This window comes from Pseudomonas sp. PIC25, assembly GCF_002286785.1.
Lineage (GTDB): Bacteria > Pseudomonadota > Gammaproteobacteria > Pseudomonadales > Pseudomonadaceae > Pseudomonas_M.
In genome coordinates this window covers 20837-37491 of sequence record NZ_MUJY01000059.1, presented here as the reverse complement: position 1 = coordinate 37491, position 16655 = coordinate 20837, and the positions used below count along the sequence as shown (strand labels likewise).

At 66.3% G+C, this 16655-nt stretch carries 12 protein-coding genes; 3 read left to right on the top strand and 9 right to left on the bottom strand.

Annotated elements, in window-relative coordinates; all coding sequences use genetic code 11:
• Nucleotides 1-151: 151 nt before the first annotated feature.
• From BZL41_RS06600 to BZL41_RS06560, 9 genes are all read right to left on the bottom strand, one after another.
• Complete coding sequence (locus BZL41_RS06600; RefSeq protein ID WP_095598546.1) at nt 152-895, bottom strand: ABC transporter substrate-binding protein; 744 nt, start codon at nt 893-895, stop codon at nt 152-154.
• Between the two features lie 87 nt (nt 896-982).
• Nucleotides 983-2938: an acetoacetate--CoA ligase gene (locus BZL41_RS06595; RefSeq protein ID WP_095598545.1), complete on the bottom strand. Its 1956-nt coding sequence runs from the start codon at nt 2936-2938 to the stop codon at nt 983-985.
• A gap of 96 nt (nt 2939-3034) precedes the next feature.
• Nucleotides 3035-4375 carry a short-chain fatty acid transporter gene (locus BZL41_RS06590; protein ID WP_095598544.1) on the bottom strand — a complete coding sequence of 447 codons (1341 nt, stop codon included), beginning with the start codon at nt 4373-4375 and terminating at the stop codon, nt 3035-3037.
• Nucleotides 4376-4486: 111 nt separating this feature from the next.
• Nucleotides 4487-5389, bottom strand: coding sequence for a hydroxymethylglutaryl-CoA lyase (locus BZL41_RS06585; protein WP_095598543.1), 903 nt, complete (start codon nt 5387-5389; stop codon nt 4487-4489).
• Between the two features lie 208 nt (nt 5390-5597).
• On the bottom strand, nt 5598-7556 hold the full coding sequence (locus BZL41_RS06580) for an acetyl/propionyl/methylcrotonyl-CoA carboxylase subunit alpha (protein WP_095598542.1): 1959 nt from the start codon (nt 7554-7556) through the stop codon (nt 5598-5600).
• Nucleotides 7557-7731: 175 nt separating this feature from the next.
• Nucleotides 7732-8529, bottom strand: coding sequence for a gamma-carboxygeranoyl-CoA hydratase (locus tag BZL41_RS06575; protein ID WP_095598548.1), 798 nt, complete (start codon nt 8527-8529; stop codon nt 7732-7734).
• A gap of 5 nt (nt 8530-8534) precedes the next feature.
• The gene (locus BZL41_RS06570) at nt 8535-10142 is read right to left on the bottom strand and encodes a carboxyl transferase domain-containing protein (RefSeq protein WP_095598541.1); all 1608 of its coding nucleotides are present in this window, start codon (nt 10140-10142) and stop codon (nt 8535-8537) included.
• Between the two features lie 165 nt (nt 10143-10307).
• The gene (locus BZL41_RS06565; protein WP_095598540.1) at nt 10308-11471 is read right to left on the bottom strand and encodes an isovaleryl-CoA dehydrogenase; all 1164 of its coding nucleotides are present in this window, start codon (nt 11469-11471) and stop codon (nt 10308-10310) included.
• A gap of 32 nt (nt 11472-11503) precedes the next feature.
• Nucleotides 11504-11899 (bottom strand): MerR family DNA-binding transcriptional regulator, encoded by a 396-nt coding sequence (locus tag BZL41_RS06560; protein ID WP_084338393.1) that lies wholly within the window; start codon nt 11897-11899, stop codon nt 11504-11506.
• Between the two features lie 215 nt (nt 11900-12114).
• Here BZL41_RS06560 and BZL41_RS06555 point away from each other — a divergent pair, with 215 nt between their 5' ends.
• The 3 genes from BZL41_RS06555 (at nt 12115) to BZL41_RS06545 (ending at nt 16654) form a co-directional block, all read left to right on the top strand.
• Nucleotides 12115-13797, top strand: coding sequence for an AMP-binding protein (locus tag BZL41_RS06555; protein ID WP_095598539.1), 1683 nt, complete (start codon nt 12115-12117; stop codon nt 13795-13797).
• A gap of 58 nt (nt 13798-13855) precedes the next feature.
• On the top strand, nt 13856-14878 hold the full coding sequence (locus tag BZL41_RS06550) for an AraC family transcriptional regulator (protein ID WP_095598538.1): 1023 nt from the start codon (nt 13856-13858) through the stop codon (nt 14876-14878).
• 114 nt (nt 14879-14992) lie between these two features.
• On the top strand, nt 14993-16654 hold the full coding sequence (locus BZL41_RS06545; RefSeq protein ID WP_095598537.1) for an acyl-CoA synthetase: 1662 nt from the start codon (nt 14993-14995) through the stop codon (nt 16652-16654).
• Nucleotide 16655: the final 1 nt, after the last annotated feature.

Here is a 16655-nt window from a genome sequence, read left to right as displayed (position 1 = left end):
CGGATGGACGCGGAGCGTCCGAGGATGCATTCCCACGCGGAGCGTGGGAACGATCCGATGAGTTCTCGGGCTTGATGGTTCCCATGCTCTGCGTGGGAATCCTTGTCAGGACGCTCCGCTGCAGGACGTGAAGCGTGTTCCGTGGGCCGGTTCAATGCTTCGGCAATTGGAGCTGGTAGGCATCCTGCAAGCGTTGGGCGGTGCCGTCGGTCTGGACGGCTTCCACGGCTTCGCGGAGTTGCCGGACCAATTCCGGGTCGCATTTTTTCGAGCAGGCGACATAGAGGTCGGAGGAGGTGACGGCCTTGCCCATCCGCAGGCGGCGCTGGATGCCAGTGTTCTTCCAGATGTAGAGGCTTTCCGGCACGCCGTTGAACCAAGCGTCGATACGGCCGAGTTCGAGCATGTGGGCCGGGTTTTCGCCGATCTTCATGGAATAGATCTGACTTGGCGGGAAGCCCTCGGACAGCAGCGTCGCTTCCTGGGCGCTGCCGAGGCCGACGCCGATCTTGCGGAAGCGCCGCTTCGCTTCGTCGAACGTATCGACTTTGTGCTCCAGGCTAAAGAAGGCGCGATCCATGGTGAGGATCGGTGCGATCCAGGTGTACTGGTCTTCCCGTTCGGGAATCCGCGAGAGCGGGATGATCAGCAGGTCGCTGCCCAGGCTGACGTAGCGTTGCGCCCGCGCCCAGGGCAGCACGCTGAGCTTGGCCTGGTAGCCCGCCCGCTCGATGGCGGCGATGGCCACGTCGCCGATCAGGCCGTGGCCTTGGGGGTCTTCGACGAAGGTCAGCGGCGGCGCATCGATCAGGTAAAGCTCGAGTTCCCTGGCTTGGGCAGGAGCATCGAGACACGACAGGACGAGGGCAGATAGCCAAAGGGCTCGAATATTCACGACGGAGGACTCGCCGACTGCTGAAAATGACCCGAGTATAGTTGAGGTTTCCGAGAGTCAAGGGCCGCGGTTCGACGGCCCATCGGCTCAATCGGCCAGTTCGGGACGGTCGCGGAAGTGCTCCAGCGCCTTTGGGTTGGCCAGCGCATCGGTGTTCTTCACCGGCAGGCCATGGACTACGTTGCGCACCGCCAGCTCGACGATCTTGCCGCTGATGGTGCGCGGGATGTCCGGCACTGCGACGATCTTTGCCGGCACGTGGCGCGAGGTGGTGTTGCGGCGGATGACCTCGCGGATGCGCTCTTGCAAGGGCTCGTCGAGGACGACGCCGTCGCGCAGCCGTACGAACAGCACCACCCGCACGTCGCCGGCCCAATCCTGGCCGATGGCGATGGATTCCAGCACCTCGGGGACCTTTTCCACCTGCCGGTAGATTTCCGCCGTGCCGATGCGCACGCCGCCGGGGTTGAGCACGGCATCCGAGCGGCCATGGATGACCAGGCCGCCGTGGGCGGTCTCTTCGGCATAGTCGCCATGGGCCCAGATGCCGGAGAAGGTCTCGAAGTAGGCCGCGTGGAACTTGGCGCCGTCGGGGTCGTTCCAGAAGCCCACGGGCATCGACGGGAAATGCCGGGTGCAGACCAGCTCGCCTTTTTCCCCGTGTACCGGCTGGCCCGCGTCGTTCCACACCTCGACGGCCATGCCGAGCCCTTTGCACTGCAACTCGCCGCGCCAAACCGGCAGCACCGGGTTGCCGAGGGCGAAGCAGGACACGATGTCGGTGCCGCCGGAGATCGACGACAGGCACAGGTCCGCCTTGATCTCGCGGTAGACGAATTCGAAGCTCTCGTGGGACAGCGGCGAGCCGGTGGAGAGGATCGTCCGCAGGCGCTCCAGGCGATGGCTGGCACCGGGCCGCACGCCGGCCTTTTCCAGGGCGGCGAGGAATTTGGCGCTGGTGCCGAAGATGGAAATGCTCTCGGTATCGATCAGGTCCATCAGCCGCTCCGGGCCGGGTTGGAACGGCGAGCCGTCGAACAGCACCAGGGTGGCGCCCAGGGCCAGGCCGGAGACCAGCCAGTTCCACATCATCCAGCCACAGGTGGTGTAGTAGAACAGGCAGTCGTCTGCGCGCAGGTCGGTGTGCAGGCCCAGTTCCTTGAGGTGCTGGAGCAGCACGCCACCGGTGCCATGGACGATGCACTTGGGCACGCCGGTGGTGCCGCTGGAGTAAAGGATGTACAGCGGCTGCTCGAACGGCACCGGCTGGAAGCGCGGTTCGCCGCCGGGCTGGTAGCTGTCCTGCCAGAGCGTGACCCGGGCCGGGGTCTGGAACGCCTCGGCAGTGACAGCCGGGTTGGAGTAGGGGACGACGATCAACTGTTGCAGCGACGGCAGGCGTTCGAGGATTTCGTTGAGCTTGCCGGTGAGGTCGGTGTTGTTGCCGGCGTAGCGGAAACCAGCGGCGGCGATCAGCACCTTGGGTTCGATCTGGCCGAAGCGGTCGACCACACCCTGGGTGCCGAAGTCCGGCGAGCAGGACGACCAGGTAGCGCCGAGGCTGGTGGTGGCGAGCATGCCGACCACGGTCTGCCAGGTGTTCGGCATAAAGGCCGCGACCCGGTCGCCGGGGCCGATGCCGGCGGCCTCCAGACTGTGCTGCAGGCCGGCGACATGGGCGGCCAGCTCGGCGTAGCTCAACTGCTCGCGCGAGCCGTCCTCGCCGATGGCCACCAGGGCCGGGTGATCGTCACGGCGGCGCAGCAGGTGTTCGGCGAAATTCAGGGTGGCGCCGGGGAACCAGTGCGCGCTGGGCATCGTCGGGCCCTCTTCGAGCACGCTGCGCGGCGGCTGCTGGAAGCGCACGTCGAAGAAATCGACGATGGCCTGCCAGAAGGCGGGCCGATCTTCGATGCTCCAGGCATGTAGGGTGGGGTAGTCGTCCAGCGCCAGGGCATGGCGCTGGTTGACGAAGTGGCGGAAGGCTTCCATGCGGGTGGCGGCGATACGCTCGGGAGAGGGTGTCCAAAGGGGTGTCTGCATGATCTCGACTCCTCACACTGCCAGCAGCGGTCGTTGTGATCGCCAGATGGTGCACCAGCTTTTCAAGCATGGCACGCCCCCGCATGTCCGGCAGGATCACGCCAACAGATAGAACCCGGCGCTGATGACGATGCCCGAATACAGCAGCATCAGCAGGCAGTAGCCCATGATGTCGCGCGCACCGAGGCCGGCGATACCGAGCAGCGGCAGGGCCCAGAACGGTTGGATCATGTTGGTCCAGGCATCGCCCCAGGCGATGGCCATGGCCGTCACTTCGGGCGCCACGCCCAAGGCCTGGCCGGCGGGCAGCATGATCGGCCCCTGTACGGCCCACTGGCCGCCGCCGGACGGCACGAAGACGTTCACCAGTCCGGCGCTGAGGAAGGCGAGCACCGGAAAGGTGTCGGCCGACGACCAGGCGACGAAGGCATCGGTGATCTGCTTGCCCAGCGACACGCCTTCGGCATTGGCGCCCACCATCATGCCCATGATCCCGGCATAGAAGGGGAATTGGATGACGATGCCGCTGATGCCGCCGATGCTGTCCTGCACCGCGTTCATGTAGCGTTCCGGAGTGCCGTGCAGGAGCAGGCCGGCGAACAGGAACAGGGCGATGACGATGTTCAGGCTCAGGGCGAAGCCATTGGCGGCGAAGTAGCCGACGAAGAACACCGCGGCCAGCGCCACCGTGGCCAGGCCGAGCAGGCGGCTGTCATCGAGGCGCTGGGCCGGAGTGTCCCGGGGCAGCGGTTGCGGCTCGGGCTCGTGCAGCAGGGCTGGATCGGCCACCTTCGGCAGCTTCGGCTGCATGGCCCGGTTGAGCAGCGGCAGGCCGATCACCAGCAGGGCGATGATGGTGAGGTTGAGCGGGGTGAAGAGCGTCTGGCCGACGCCGATGGCGGCGGTGACCACGCCGCCGCTCATGCGCTCGGTATCCGCTCCGCCGGTGGCCAGGGACAGCGGGATCGAGCCGGACAGCCCGCCGTGCCAGATGAGGAAGCCGGAGTAGGCCGAGGCCACCAGCAGCGGGTAATCGACCCCCTTCACCTGGCGCGCCAGGGCGCGGGCGAACACCGCGCCGATGACCAGGCCGAAGCCCCAGTTGAGCCAGGCACCGGCCAGCCCGACCAGGGTCACGGTGACGATGGCCTGGCCCGGTGTGGCGGGAATCCGGGCGAGCCGGTCGAGCAGGCGGTTGACCAGGGGCGCGCGGGCCAGCGCATGGCCGGTGACCAGGATCAGCGCCATCTGCATGGCGAACATCAACAGGTTCCAGAAGCCGCTGCCCCAGTGCTTGGCCATCTGAGGCAGGCTCTGCCCGGTGCCGAGCATGCTGGCGACCAGCACGATGAAGCTCAGCAGCAGGGCGAAGACGAACGGTGAGGGGAGGTAGCGTTGCACCAGCTTGACGCTGAGCTCAGTGATGCGGGTCAGCATGACTTCAACCTCTGTCGTTATTGTTCGTGAAGTCGCGGTGCCCTGGAGGGCAAGCGGAGCGGCGGCGCTCGATGGTAAGAGCGCCGCGCTCCGCGGAAGGTTCCTCGGCGATCAGCGTTGCGCCAGGCGGGCGCGGGCGACGCGGGAGCCGTTGGCCTTGCCGAGCACTTGGCAGATGCGCTGGCCGGCGTCGATCAGCTTGTCCATGTCGATGCCGGTGCGGATACCCAGGCCCTCGAGCAGGTAGAGCACGTCCTCGCTGGCGACGTTGCCCGTCGCGCCCTTGGCGTAGGGGCAGCCGCCGAGGCCAGCGACCGAGCTGTCGAACACGGCGATGCCTTCCAGCAGGCTCGCGTAGATGTTGGCCAGGGCCTGGCCGTAGGTGTCATGGAAGTGGCCGGCCAGCTTGTCGCGGGGGATGTCCTTGCCGACCACCTCGAACAACCGGCGCGTATCGCCGGCGGTGCCGGTGCCGATGGTGTCGCCGAGGGAAACTTCGTAGCAGCCCATGGCGTGCAGCTCGCGGGCGACGCCGGCCACCTGCTCAGGGGCGATGAAGCCGTCGTAGGGGCAGCCAAGCACGCAGGAGACATAGCCGCGGACACGGATGCCGTGTTGGCGCGCCGCGTCCATCACCGGCACGAAGCGCTCCAGGCTTTCGGCGATGGAGCAGTTGATGTTGCGCTGGGAAAAGGCTTCCGAGGCGGCGGCGAACACCGCGACTTCCTTCACCCCGCTTTCCAGCGCCGCTTCGAAGCCTTTCAGGTTGGGCGCCAACGCGGCGTAGGTGACGCCGGGCTTCTGCCGGATGCCGGCGAAGACCTCGGCGCTGCCCGCCATCTGCGGCACCCATTTGGGCGACACGAAGCTGCCCACCTCGATATAGCCCAGGCCGGCCTCGGTGAGGTCGTCGACCAGGCGAATCTTGTCCGCCACCTCGATGGGTTGTTTCTCGTTCTGCAAACCATCGCGGGGACCGACTTCGACCAGGCGGACCTGTTGGGGAATATCCATCGTCTTCTCTCTCATACCAGCCGGGAGGGCCATTCGTGTGGGGGCGGAGTCATTTGCCCGACGTTACCTTGGCGGGCGAATGAATTCGCCCCTACAAGCCTCAGCCGTTCGTGTGGGAGCGAATTCATTCGGGATGCCGGTAAGCCTTTTTTCGCGCGCAGAGCTCGCTCCTACAAAGGTTCGGGTAGCCGCACCTGTAGGGGCGAATTCATTCGTCCAATTCAGCCTCGCCCAGCTCCACCAGAGCGGTACCTTCGCTGACCAGCTCGCCTTCGTTGCAATACAGCGCCTTGACCACCCCAGCATGGGGCGCGCGGATGCTGTGTTCCATCTTCATGGCTTCCAGCACCACCAGGGTGGCGCCGGCTTCGACCCGTTGCCCGGTTTCCGCCAGCACGCGGACGATGCTGCCGTTCATCGGTGCGGTCAAGCCGCCGTGGTGGTGATGACTGGCCTCGACGTCGGCGATCGGGTCGACACGCCGGACGCTGCGCAGTTCGCCGTTCCAATGCAGGTGGAGGGTATCGTCACGGCGGATCGCCGCGACCCGGCGGGTGCTGCCGTCCTGCTCGATACACAGGCGCTCGCCCTCCAGGCGCACCGGCGAAACGGCGTTGGCACTGCGCAGGCGCACCACGTGGCGCTCGTCGTCGCAGCGCAGGTGCAGGTCGGTCTCATAGGGCAGGGCGCTGCGCCAGCCGCTGTTCAGGCTCCACGGCGAATGCGGATCGTCGTCGCGTGCGATCTGGGCTTCGCTCTGGCGGAAGGCTTCTCCGGCGATCAACCAGAATTCGGCGGAGAGCGACGCTGCGACCGGTTGCAGGTCCGCCTGGTGACGGGGGATGAAGCCCGTGTCCAGTTCGGCCTGGGCAAAAGCCGGATGGGCCAGCACGCGGCGGAGGAAGGCAAGGTTGGTTTTCACCCCGCCGACTAGCGTTTCGTCGAGCATCGCCAGCAGGCGCTGGCGGGCTTCCTCGCGGTTCTCGCCCCAGGCGATCAGCTTGCCGAGCATGGGGTCGTAGAACGGCGACACCGTGTCGCCCTCGCGCACGCCGGTGTCCACCCGGCGACCCGGGCCGGCGGCCGGTTCGCGGTAGAGGTCGAGGGTGCCGGTGGCCGGCAGGAAGTCGTTGTCCGGGTCTTCCGCGTACAGCCGCACCTCGATGGCGTGGCCGTACAGCGGCACCTGCTCCTGACCGATCGGCAGCGGTTCGCCACGGGCCACGCGAATCTGCCAGGCCACCAGATCGAGCCCGGTGATGGCTTCGGTGACCGGGTGCTCCACCTGCAAACGGGTGTTCATTTCCATGAAGAAGAAATCGCCGCGCTCGTCGAGCAGGAACTCCACGGTGCCGGCACCGACGTAGCCGATGGCTTGGGCTGCTTTCACCGCCGCCTCGCCCATGGCCTTGCGCAGCGCGGGGGTCAGGCCGGGGGCGGGGGCTTCTTCCACCACTTTCTGGTGGCGGCGCTGGATCGAGCAGTCGCGCTCGTTGAGGTACAGGCAGTTGCCGTGGCGGTCGGCGAACACCTGGATTTCCACGTGGCGCGGCTTGAGTACGTACTTTTCCACCAACATGCGCGCATCGCCGAAGGCGGATTGCGCTTCACGCTGGGCCGAGGCCAGGGCTTCGGCGAGATCGGCCTCGCGCTCCACCACCTTCATGCCCTTGCCGCCGCCACCAGCCGCGGCCTTGAGCAGCACAGGGTAGCCGATCCGCTCGGCGGCCTGGCGGAAGGTGTCCAGGTCCTGGGCTTCGCCGTGGTAGCCCGGCACCAGGGGCACGCCAGCCGCTTCCATCAGGGCCTTGGCGGCGGACTTGCTGCCCATGGCGTCGATGGCCGAGGCGGGCGGGCCGAGGAAGATCAGCCCGGCCTCTTCGATGGCGCGGGCGAAACCGGCGTTTTCCGAAAGGAAGCCGTAGCCGGGGTGGATCGCCTGGGCGCCGCAGGCCTTGGCGGCGGCAACGATCCGGTCGGCACGTAGGTAGCTGTCCGCCGGCTTGGCGCCGCCGAGGTCATAGGCAATGTCGGCTTCATGCATGTGCCGGGCGTTGCGGTCGATGGCGCTGTGCACGGCGACCGTGCGGATACCCAGCGCCCGAGCGGTACGCATGACTCGGCAGGCGATTTCGCCGCGGTTGGCGACGAGGAGGGTGGTGATCATGGCGTTGGCTCCTGCGGTGCCTGGCGGATCGCTCCCCTCAGCCTGACCCTCTCCCCAGAGGGGCGAGGGGATGACGAGGTGGGGCGAAGGCTCGGAGTTGAGAATCGGGCACGAACAACCCCCTCTCCCCCTTGGGGAGAGGGCTGGGGTGAGGGGGCGGAGATGGGGGCGGACATCATGTTTGCTCCTGCCATGCTGCTTTGCGCTTCTCCAGAAAGGCGCGCAGCCCTTCCTGGCCTTCGGCGCTCACGCGGATGCGGGCGATGGCGGTTTCGGTGTAGCGGCGCAACGCCGGAGTGAGGACGCCGCTGCCGACCTCCTTGAGCAACTCCTTACTGGTCTGCATCGCCTGCGGGCTGTTCAGTAGCAGGTTGTCGATCCAGCCGGTAAGGGCTTCGTCGAGGCTGTCGGCCGGGTAGGTTTCGGCGAGCAGGCCCAGCTCACGGGCACGTTCGCCGCTGAAGCGTTCGGCGGTCAGGGCATAGCGGCGCGCGGCGCGCTCGCCGATGGCCTGGACCACGAAGGGGCTGATCACCGCTGGGGCCAAGCCGATGCGTACCTCGGACAGGCTGAGCTGGGCATCGCCCGCGCCGATGGCCATGTCGCAGCAGGCGATCAGGCCCAGCGCACCGCCGAAGGCCGCGCCCTGGACCACTGCCAGGGTCGGGACCTTCAGGTGGTAGAGGTTGTACATCAGCTCGGCCAGCTCACGCGCATCGTTGAGGTTGGCGTTGTAGTCGAGGGCGGCGGACTGTTGCATCCAGGCCAGGTCGGCGCCGGCCGAGAAGTGCTTGCCGCGCCCACGCACCACCAGGAAACGCAGCGACTTGTCATCCTGCACCGCGTCCAGGGCGAGGATCAGCTCGCGGATCATCTCGGCATTGAAGGCGTTGTTCTTCTCGGGGCGGTTGAGCCAGAGGGTGGCGAAACCGCGTGGGTCTTTTTCCAGTTGGACGGTGGTGAAATCGGTCATGGCCATTACATCCGGAATACGCCAAAGGTGGTCTTCTCGATCGGGGCATTGAGGCTGGCGGAGATCGCCAGGGCCAACACCGCGCGGGTCTGCGCCGGGTCGATCACGCCGTCGTCCCACAGCCGCGCGCTGGAGTAGAAGGCATGGGCCTGGCGCTCGTACTGCTCGACGATGGGCTGCTTGAGGCGTGCTTCATCCTCGTCGGAGAACGCCTGACCGCTGCGCTCGGCCTGCTCGCGCTTGACCTGTACCAGCACGCCGGCCGCCTGCTGTGCGCCCATCACGCCGATCCGTGCGTTCGGCCACATCCACAGGAAGCGCGGGTCGTAGGCGCGGCCGCACATGCCGTAGTTGCCGGCGCCGAAGCTGCCGCCGATGATCACGGTGAACTTCGGCACACGGGCGCAGGCCACCGCGGTGACCAGCTTGGCGCCATGCTTGGCGATGCCGCCGGCTTCGTATTTCTGGCCGACCATGAAGCCGGTAATGTTCTGCAGGAACAGCAGCGGGATGCCGCGCTGGCAGGCCAGCTCGATGAAGTGGGCGCCTTTCTGCGCCGCTTCGGCGAAGAGGATGCCGTTATTCGCCAGGATCGCCACGGGGTAGCCGTGCAGATGGGCGAAGCCGCAGACCAGGGTGGCGCCGAACAGCGCCTTGAATTCATCGAAGGCCGAGTCGTCCACCAGGCGGGCGATCACTTCGCGCACGTCGAACGGTTGCTTGCTGTCGGCCGGGATCACGCCGTACAGCTCTTCGGCGTCATAACGCGGCGGCTTCGGCGACAGGCTCTGCAGCTCGCCCAGCTTGCGCCAGTTGAGGTTGGCCACGCAGCGGCGGGCCAGGGCCAGGGCGTGTTCGTCGCTCTCCGCGTAGTGGTCGGCCACGCCGCTGGTCTTGCAGTGCACGTCGGCGCCGCCCAGGTCCTCGGCGCTCACCACCTCGCCGGTGGCGGCCTTCACCAGCGGCGGGCCGGCGAGGAAGATGGTCGCCTGGTTGCGCACCATGATGGTTTCGTCGGCCATGGCCGGTACATAGGCGCCGCCAGCGGTGCAGGAGCCCATCACCACGGCGATCTGCGGGATGCCCATGGCGCTCATGGTGGCCTGGTTGAAGAAGATGCGACCGAAGTGCTCACGGTCGGGGAAGACCTCATCCTGGCGCGGCAGGTTGGCGCCGCCGGAGTCCACCAGGTAGATGCAGGGCAGGCGGTTCTCCCGGGCGATGGCCTGGGCGCGCAGGTGCTTCTTCACGGTGAGCGGGTAGTAGCTGCCGCCTTTCACCGTGGCGTCGTTGGCGATGATCATGCATTCGACGCCTTCCACCCGGCCGATGCCGGCCACCACGCCCGCGGCCGGCACGTCTTCGCCATAGACCTCATGGGCGGCGAGCTGGCCGACTTCGAGGAACGGCGAACCGGCATCGAGCAGGCGATTGATGCGCTCACGCGGCAGCAGCTTGCCGCGCGAGGTGTGGCGCAGTTGCGCCTTTTCGCCGCCGCCTTCATGGACGCGGCCGAGCAGGGCGCGCAACTCGTTGACCTGGGCCAGCATCGATTCGCGGTTGGCGGCGAACTCGGGCGAGCGGGGATTGATCTGTGTGTTCAGGATGGCCATTCGGCTCGCTCCATTCGTAGCCCGGATGCAATCCGGGGACTTTGCGTCGTCATACCCACCGTTCCCGGATTGCGCCGAGGCTAATCCGGGCTACGGCTCTGCAAGCCAGAAGCTTCAAGCTGCAAGGAAGCGCCCCGGGCGCATGTGCTTGCCGCTTGTAGCTTTTTATTTCGTTTCGTTGAACAGCTCGCGGCCGATCAGCATGCGGCGGATTTCGCTGGTGCCGGCACCGATCTCGTAGAGCTTGGCGTCGCGCAGCAGGCGTCCGGTGGGGAATTCGTTGATGTAGCCGTTGCCGCCGAGAATCTGGATCGCTTCCAGGGCCATCTGGGTGGCGCGCTCGGCGGTGTAGAGGATCACCCCGGCGGCGTCCTTGCGGGTGGTCTCGCCACGGTCGCAAGCCTGGGCCACGGCATACAGGTAGGCACGGCTGGCGTTGAGCTGGGTGTACATGTCCGCCACCTTGCCCTGGATCAGCTGGAACTCGCCGATGCTCTGGCCGAACTGCTTGCGGTCGTGTATGTAGGGGACGATCACGTCCATGCACGCCTGCATGATGCCCACCGGGCCGCCGGAGAGGACCACGCGCTCGTAGTCGAGCCCGCTCATCAGCACTTTGACGCCGCCGTTGACCGCGCCGAGGACGTTTTCTTCCGGTACTTCGACGTCATCGAAGAACAGCTCGCAGGTGTTGGAGCCGCGCATACCGAGCTTGTCGAACTTCTGGCTGCGGGAGAAACCCTTCCAGTCGCGCTCGACGATGAACGCGGTGATGCCGTGCGGGCCCTTGTCCAGGTCGGTCTTGGCGTAGATCACGTAGGTGTTGGCATCCGGGCCGTTGGTGATCCAGGTCTTGCTGCCGTTGAGGACGAAGCGGTCGCCCTTGCGGTCGGCGCGCAGCTTCATGGAAACCACGTCGGAGCCGGCGTTGGGTTCGCTCATCGCCAGGGCGCCGACGTGCTCGCCGGAGACCAGCTTGGGCAGGTACTTGGCTTTCTGCTCGGCATTGCCGTTGCGCTTGATCTGGTTGACGCACAGGTTGGAGTGGGCGCCGTAGGAGAGAGCGACCGAGGCCGAGCCACGGCTGATTTCCTCCATGGCTACCACATGGGCCAGGTAACCCAGGCCGGAGCCGCCGTACTCCTCCTCGACGGTGATGCCGAGCAGGCCCATGTCGCCGAACTTGCGCCACATGTCCATGGGGAACTGGTTTTCCTGGTCGATAGCGGCGGCGCGTGGAGCCAGCTCGCTGGCGACGAAGGCATGGATCTGCTCGCGCAGCATGTCGATGGTTTCGCCGAGGGCGAAGTTGAGGCTCGGATAGCTCATGGTTCCACCTGTGATTGTCGTTGTTCGGGGGATCAGGCGCTGGCGCCCTGTTTCTGTTTGGTTTCGGCGAGGGCAGCGAGGCAGCGCTCCTCGGCGGTGTCCAGCTCCAGCTTCATCTGCTCGATGTCCAGCAACTGCTGTTCGAGCTGGGCGCGACGGGCGGCGATCTTCTCCATGAAGGTCTCCAGTTGCTTGCGGTTGCCGCTGCTGGGGTCGTAGAGGTCGATCAGTTCCTTGCACTCGGCCAGTGAAAAGCCGATGCGCTTGCCGCGCAGGATCAGTTTCAGGGCCACCAGGTCCTTCGGGCTGTAAATGCGCTCCTGGCCACGGCGCTCCGGGCTGAGCATGCCTTGCTCCTCGTAGAAGCGGATGGCGCGGGTGGTGACATCCAGTTCGCGGGCGAGATCGGAGATGGAGTAGGTCGTCATGGCGGGCCTATGTGGATTACCTTTACGTAAACGTAAACTTGCGTTGACCGACTGTCAATCGGGAAGAGCAGGGAACCCGTACTGCTCATTCGCCATCAGACCAAAGCGTCACTGGACAACCGAATGCATTTACGTTTACGTAAAGGTAATGTGCCAATATGGTAGTCGGCCAGTACTTGTCTATCCCCATCAACAATCACAAGAAGGGAAAGCCAATGACCCACCTCAGCTATACCCGTGGCCCGCAGGACAACCCCCTGCTGGCGATGACCATCGGCGCCGCGTTCGACGATACCGTGCGCCGCTTCCCGCAACGCGAAGCCCTGGTGGTGCGTCACCAGGGGCTGAGGTTCAGTTGGGCCGAGTTATCCAAGGCGGTCAATACTTGCGCACGTGGTCTGCTGGCGCTGGGGCTGCAACCGGGCGATCGGCTGGGCATCTGGGCACCGAATTGCGCGGAATGGTGCATCACCCAGTTCGCCAGCGCCAAGGTTGGCGCCATTCTGGTCAACATCAACCCGGCCTATCGGCTCAACGAGCTGGAGTACGCGCTCAAGCAATCCGGTTGCCGCTGGCTGATCTGCGCCGATGCCTTCAAGACGTCCGACTACCACGCCATGCTCGCCGAGCTGCTGCCGGAGCTGCCCGGTTCGACGCCGGGCCAGCTCGACTGCGCGCGCTTGCCCGAGCTGCGCGGCATCGTCAGCCTCGGTGCCGCGCCGGCACCCGGCATGCTCGGCTGGCAGGCGTTGCAGGCCGGGGCCGAGCATATCCCCGCCGACGCCCTGGCGGCACGCGGGGAACTGCTACAGTTCGACGACCCGATCAACATCCAGTACACCTCCGGCACTACCGGCTTCCCCAAGGGCGCCACGCTCAGCCACTACAACATCCTCAACAACGGTTTCATGGTCGGCGAGAGCCTGGGGCTCACCGAGCACGACCGCCTGGTGGTTCCGGTGCCGTTGTATCACTGCTTCGGCATGGTGATGGCCAATCTCGGCTGCCTGACCCACGGCTCGACGCTGATCTACCCGAGTGCCGCCTTCGAGCCGCTGGCGGTGTTGGAGGCGGTGGCGGAAGAGAAAGCCACCGCGCTGTACGGCGTGCCGACCATGTTCATCGCCGAGCTGGATCACCCGGAACGCCCGCGCTTCGACCTCTCCAGCCTGCGCACCGGGATCATGGCCGGCGCCACCTGTCCGATCGAGGTGATGAAGCGGGTGATCGGCGAGATGCACATGAGCGAGGTGCAGATCGCCTACGGCATGACCGAGACCAGCCCGGTGTCCAGCCAGACCGCGCCCGACGACGATCTGGAGCGCCGTACCTGCAGCGTCGGCCGCACCCAGCCGCACCTGGAGAGCAAGATCGTCGACGAGCACGGCCGCGTCGTCCCGCGCGGGCAGATCGGCGAACTCTGCACCCGCGGCTACAGCGTGATGCTCGGCTACTGGAACAATCCGGAGGCGACCCGCGAGGCCGTCGACGGGGCGCGCTGGATGCATACCGGCGACCTGGCGGTGATGGACGACGACGGCTACCTGAAGATCGTCGGGCGCAATAAGGACATGATCATCCGTGGTGGCGAGAACATCTATCCGCGCGAGATCGAGGAGTTCTTCTATACCCACCCGGCGGTGGCCGACGTGCAGGTGATCGGTATTCCCGACGACAAGTACGGCGAGGAGATCGTCGCCTGGGTCAAGCTGCATCCGGGACACAGCGCCACCGAACAGGAGCTGCGTGCGTTCTGCCAGGGGCGCATCGCCCATTTCAAGGTGCCGCGCTACTACCGCTTCGTGGATGAATTCCCCATGACCGTGACCGGCAAGATCCAGAAGTTCCGCATGCGCGAGATCAGCGTGGCGGAGTTGCGGTTGCCTGTGGCCGGTTGAAAGCTGGCCGGACTGCCGTGCAGACTCTCCGGCCTGACGCAGAGGAAGCATGGCGGGCATGTCGGTAGAAAAGGGCACCATATCCATACGGCTGGTCAACGAGGCATTGCTCGAACTGCGCCGGCAGGGGCACGACGAGCGCGGGTTGCTGGCCCGCGCCGGGATCGCCGCCGAGTGGCTGGACAAGCCATACGCCCGGGTGCCGGCGAAAGCCTACGGGCGGCTCTGGCTGTCCATCGCCGCGTGCATGGACGATGAGTTCTTTGGCATGAACCCGCGGCGGATGAAGGTCGGCAGCTTCGCCTTCCTGTGCCGCTGCGCCGTAGGGGAATCGGACCTGGAGAGGGCGCTGGGCCTGGCCTCGAGATTCCTCGGCCTGGTCTTCGACGACCTGCAGCCGAGGCTGGTGCGTCAAGGCGGCTTGGCGGAAATCCAGTTGCTCGAACGGGCCGCGCCGCGTCGTGCCTTCAGCTATTTCACCTGCTGGATGATCATCCACGGTCTGGCCTGCTGGCTGGTGGGGCGGCGCATCCCGATTCTCGCGGTCGACCTGCGCTGCCCGAAGCCGGACTACATCGAGGACTACCGGGTGATGTTCAGCGACAACCTGCGCTTCGACCAACCGGTGTCGCGCCTGCTGTTCAACGCCGAGAGCCTCGACCTGCCGGTTCGCCGCAGCGAGCTGGAACTGAAGCGGTTCCTCGCCGGCGCACCGGCCAACATCCTGGTCAAGTACCGCGACCCGAAGAGCCTGGCGGCGCGGATCAAGGCTTATCTACGCAGCCTTCGGCCGGAGCGCTGGCCGGACCTGGAGGCGCTCGCCGCGCACTATTTCATGGCGGCCTCGACGCTGCGGCGCAAACTGGCCCAGGAAGGGCAGTCCTACCAGGCACTTAAGGATCAGGTACGCCGCGACCTGGCCATCGCCCGGCTGAACCAGGATGGGGACAGCCAGTTCGAAGCGCTGGCCGCCGAGCTGGGCTTCGCCGACATCAGTGCGTTCTACAAGGCGTTCAAGAAGTGGACTGGCTCGACGCCCGGCCAATATCGCCGGCTGATGCGGCCGGATGACGGCCCCTGAGCCGTAGATTGTCAAAAACGCTCAGGCAGATAGGTTCCTTTCGACATTGCCGCGTACCGGCCGCGGCGCGAATATCCCGGCAGCTCCGATAACAACAAGCCGAGGAGTCATGCCATGCGCGACCATGCCGCCGCCGTTGCCGGGTTCGATCTTGCCGCCGCCGCCCGGGATACCCTGGCCGGTTCCCTGGACGCCCTGAACGCCTGCGTCGAATGCTGCGACCGCCACGCCGGCAGCGACGCGATCGCCCTGCATTGGGAAGGCCGTGACGGCAGCAGCGCCGTCTTTCGCTTCAGTCAGCTCCGCGAACTATCCGCCCGCTTCGCCAATTTCCTGCGCCAACAGGGCGTCCAGCCTGGCGATTGTGTGGCCGGGATGTTGCCGCGCACGCCGGCACTGCTGGTGACCATCCTGGCTACCTGGCGGCTCGGTGCGGTCTATCAGCCGTTGTTCACCGCGTTCGGGCCGAAGGCCATCGAGCACCGGGTCGCCACCGCCGGTACGCGCCTTGTGGTCACCGATCCGGCGAACCGGGCCAAGCTGGACGACGTGAACGGTTGCCCGCCGGTGGTCTGCGTCATGCCGGAGGGGGAGGCTGCACGTCCCGGCGACTTCGATTTCTGGACCGAGGTGGAGCGCCAGTCCGCCGACTGCGAGCCGGTGCCGCGCAGCGGCGAAGACCCCTTCCTGATGATGTTCACCTCGGGCACCACCGGCCTGGCCAAGCCGGTGCCGGTCCCGCTCAAGGCGATCCTCGCCTTCGTCGGCTACATGCGCGACGCCATCGGCCTGCGTCCCGACGACGCCTTCTGGAACCTGGCCGATCCGGGCTGGGCCTATGGGCTCTATTACGCCGTCACCGGGCCGCTCGCCCTCGGCCATGCCACCACCTTCTACGAAGGGCCGTTCACGGTGGAGAGTACCTGCCGGATCATCGACAAGTACGCCATCACCAATCTCGCCGGTTCGCCCACGGCCTACCGACTGCTGCTGGCGGCGGCGGACGAGGTGGAGCCGGCGCTCAAGGGCCGCTTGCGTGCCGTCAGCAGCGCTGGCGAACCGCTCACGCCGGAGGTGATCCGCTGGTTCGCCGACCGGCTGGACACGACCATCCACGATCATTACGGCCAGACCGAACTGGGCATGGTGGTATGTAATCACCATGCGCTGGCGCATCCGGTGCGTCTCGGCGCGGCCGGTTTTCCGGTGCCGGGCCACCGTGTCGTGGTGGTGGACGAACAGGCCCGCGAACTGCCGCCCGGCGTGCCCGGCATCCTCGCCGTGGACCGCGCTCGCTCGCCGTTGTTCTGGTTTCCCGGCTATCAGGGCATGGCGACCGGCGCCTTCGTCGGCGACTACTACCTGAGCGGCGACACAGTCGAACTGAACGAGGACGGTAGCATCAGCTTCGTCGGCCGCTCGGACGACATCATCACCACCTCCGGCTACCGGGTCGGTCCTTTCGACGTGGAAAGCGCGCTGATCGAACACCCGGCGGTGGTGGAGGCGGCGGTGATCGGCAAACCGGACCCGGAGCGCACCGAGATCGTCAAGGCGTTCGTGGTGCTCGGTGGCCGCTACGCCGGCAGCCCGGAGCTGGCGACGGAGCTGCAGCAGCATGTACGCAAGCGACTTTCGGCCCATGCTTACCCACGCGAGATCGAATTCGTCGCCGAATTGCCGAAGACCCCGAGCGGCAAGATCCAGCGCTTTCTGCTGCGCAACCAGGAAATCGCCCGCCAGCAGGCGGCCATGCCGCAAGCGGCGGCGAATTGAA